Source organism: Pseudonocardia sp. N23, from assembly GCF_002583555.1.
Taxonomy (GTDB): domain Bacteria; phylum Actinomycetota; class Actinomycetes; order Mycobacteriales; family Pseudonocardiaceae; genus Pseudonocardia.
The window spans coordinates 65,882-68,404 of sequence record NZ_BEGX01000121.1; the positions used below are offsets into that span (position 1 = coordinate 65,882).

Genomic DNA, 2,523 nt, shown 5'->3' on the forward strand with positions numbered 1-2,523 from the left:
CACCTCAGGCGCCCTGCACACGCTGCACGCGCTGGCTGGGCAGCCTGCGGCTGGGAGCCCGTTGGGGTGTGCTGGTCCGGTGTTCGTGCCGCACTGGGCCGACGGAGATCTGCTGGTCGGGGACACCCTGATCGACGTCAAGACCGTGTTGCGGGCTGATGATCCGGGGAAGGTCGGGCCGTGGCTGTGGCAGGTCCTGGCCTACGCCTGGCTCGACAGCCGCAGCGATCACTACCGGATCCGGGCGGTCGGGTTGTATCTGTCGCGGCACGGGGTGGTGCTGCGCTGGCCGGTCGACGCGCTCGCCGCCCGGCTGCTGGCCCACCCGAAGACCGGTGGCACCGGGGTCGGCGCAGCGCGCGAGGAGTTCCTCGCGCACGCGGCCACGGCGGCCGCCCGCGACGGCGCCACGGTCGGGCTGCGCCGCAGCCACCCCTGACCCATCACCCCGACCTGTCACCGGGTCCGGCCTTGGTGTGCGGCTGGCCGGGGCCGCGTTGGTGCTGGTCGCCGGGGGTGGGCCGCCCTGCTGGCCGGTTGGGGTTGCTCGGCTGGCGGGGTGGCCGGCTGGTGGGTGGTGGTCGAGCGCGCTCTGGACGTGGCGGGTGTCCTCCGGCGCCCGGCACAAGTGGACCGCCCAGAGGTCAGCAGACCGGGCCGGGGCGAGCGGGAGATGAACCTGGCCGACTCCATCCCGGTGAGACCGCGCGGCGGTTGGTGAGGTCGGCCGCCGGCGGGGATGAGCGGTCACACCGGGATGGGCCAGCCAGAACCCTCTCCCGTCCCCTTCGGGGACCCCGACCCGCCCTGCTGAGGCAGAGCCGCGTTCCACCCGCACCGACCACCGGAGGACACGATGGCACTCACCCAGATCACCACCCCCGAGCCCAACCTCGCGCAGCTGTCCGCCGCGGAGTTCGACGACTACCTGGGCTGGCTCTCGCGCGAGGTCTACGGCCGGGGCGAGCCGGTCGAGGTCAGCTTCCCGGCGGACTTCGAGCCCCCGTTCTGATGGGCCGCGGGCTGGCCCGCCCCAGCGCGGGCCACCCCGCCCGCTGCCTCGCGGCCCGGCCGCCGCCGGTCGTCTGCGCCGCCGGCTGGTGGGGCGCTGCCGGGTGGGTGCGGGGGAGGGCTGCCGCTCATGGCCGCGGCGGGCCAAGAAACAGCTGATGGACCCGCCTTCGGCGGGACGGTGGGCCTGCCGGCCCTAAAGCTTGAGCACGGCCTCCCTCAACGTAAAGGGCGCTACGCGTCGCCTGCGGCGACAGCCCTTCGGGCTGCCCTTGACGTCGAGCCTCCGAGGCCGAGCGACCGCCGCTTCGCGGTGGCGGGGACGACGCCCGCCACCAGAAACGGGCCGACAGACCCACCGCCACATACCCAGCGACCAGCGAGGGAAGGTCACCACCGATGGACTCCACCATCACCGCCGAGGTCACCGCCGAGGTCATCGCCGGTCGGCTCGCCGAGGTCGCCACACTGGTCGAGAGCGGCGCGCTGCGGGAGGCCCGCCGCCGGACCGGGCAGCTGCTCTCGGATGCCGACGAGGGCACCCAGCAGTTGCTCACTCAGTGCCTGCGCGCGCTGGAATGTCACCCGCAGGTGCGGACCGCACGGCTTCGTCATCTGTGGAAGATCAGCGGCGATGACGGCCGCGCCCTGGTCGAGGCGTGCCTGCCCCGCAGTGACCGTCAGGACCAGCCCCGTGCCGGGTTGCCGCGCCCGCAGGGTCGCGCCGGGGACGCCGGGACGGCGCGGCGGGCACCGCGTGACCTGCCGCGCCGGTGGATCGCGCCGGCGCCCCGCCCGAGCCAGCGCAGCATGGACGCGGGCACTGCTGCCGGGCGGTACTTCGCCGACCGGGTGGAGCCCGAGACCGACCGCGACGACCGCCGCGACGACGCCCGGCCGCTGGACTACGACCTGGCCGCAGTGCCGCCGCTGCGGGGTCTGCCGTGTGTGGTGTGCCGGACCGAGCGTTGTGCCCGCGACCAGCAGCGTCACCACGATGACGGGCTCTGCGAGGACTGCCGCGACCGGGGCCGCGAGGGCATCAGTGCGCCGTCGGCTCCGGCGACGCGCGAGGCGTGGGTGATCGCCCGCTGCCGCCACATCGCGGCCACCTCGGCCACCAGCGCCGAGCGGGTGGCGCGGCTGCGCGCGGACTGGCGCCACCTCGACCACACCGACCGCGCCACCGTGGCCCGCTGGGTGAGCACCCAGGCCGGATAACACCCGCACCGCAACGTGGAGGGGCCCCGCCGGTCGGCGGGGCCCCTCCACGTTTTGCGTGCCGCTGTCGGTCAGACGGTGGCGGCGGCCGCAGCGGCCGGGCCGGGCGGGCCGGCTGCAGGCGGTTCGGGCGCACCGGCCGCCGCCGGATGCCCCGGGTCGGGAGAGTTCGTGCTGGTCGCCGGGCCGGTGGCGGCGGCGCGGTGGGCGCGGAGACGGGGGCGGAGTTTCTTGACTGGGATGTCGACGAGCTCGGCGAGCTGCTCGACGGTGCGGCCGAGTTGGTGGAGC

At 75.2% G+C, this 2,523-nt stretch carries 3 protein-coding genes and 1 pseudogene; 3 read left to right on the forward strand and 1 reads right to left on the reverse strand.

Annotated elements, in window-relative coordinates:
* The 3 genes and pseudogenes from TOK_RS27910 to TOK_RS27915 all read left to right on the forward strand — a co-directional run.
* Positions 1-439 (forward strand): annotated as a pseudogene (locus TOK_RS27910) (hypothetical protein); the annotation flags it as partial.
* 417 nt (positions 440-856) lie between these two features.
* Positions 857-1,012: a hypothetical protein gene (locus tag TOK_RS33045; RefSeq protein WP_172457828.1), complete on the forward strand. Its 156-nt coding sequence runs from the start codon at positions 857-859 to the stop codon at positions 1,010-1,012.
* Positions 1,013-1,410: 398 nt separating this feature from the next.
* A complete protein-coding gene (locus TOK_RS27915; protein WP_098960981.1) occupies positions 1,411-2,232 on the forward strand; it encodes a hypothetical protein in 822 nt (273 codons plus the stop codon).
* Between the two features lie 71 nt (positions 2,233-2,303).
* On the opposite strand, the gene TOK_RS33050 is transcribed toward TOK_RS27915, so the two are convergent.
* On the reverse strand, positions 2,304-2,523 hold a 220-nt coding region (locus TOK_RS33050; RefSeq protein WP_374754936.1), incomplete at its 5' end, for a hypothetical protein.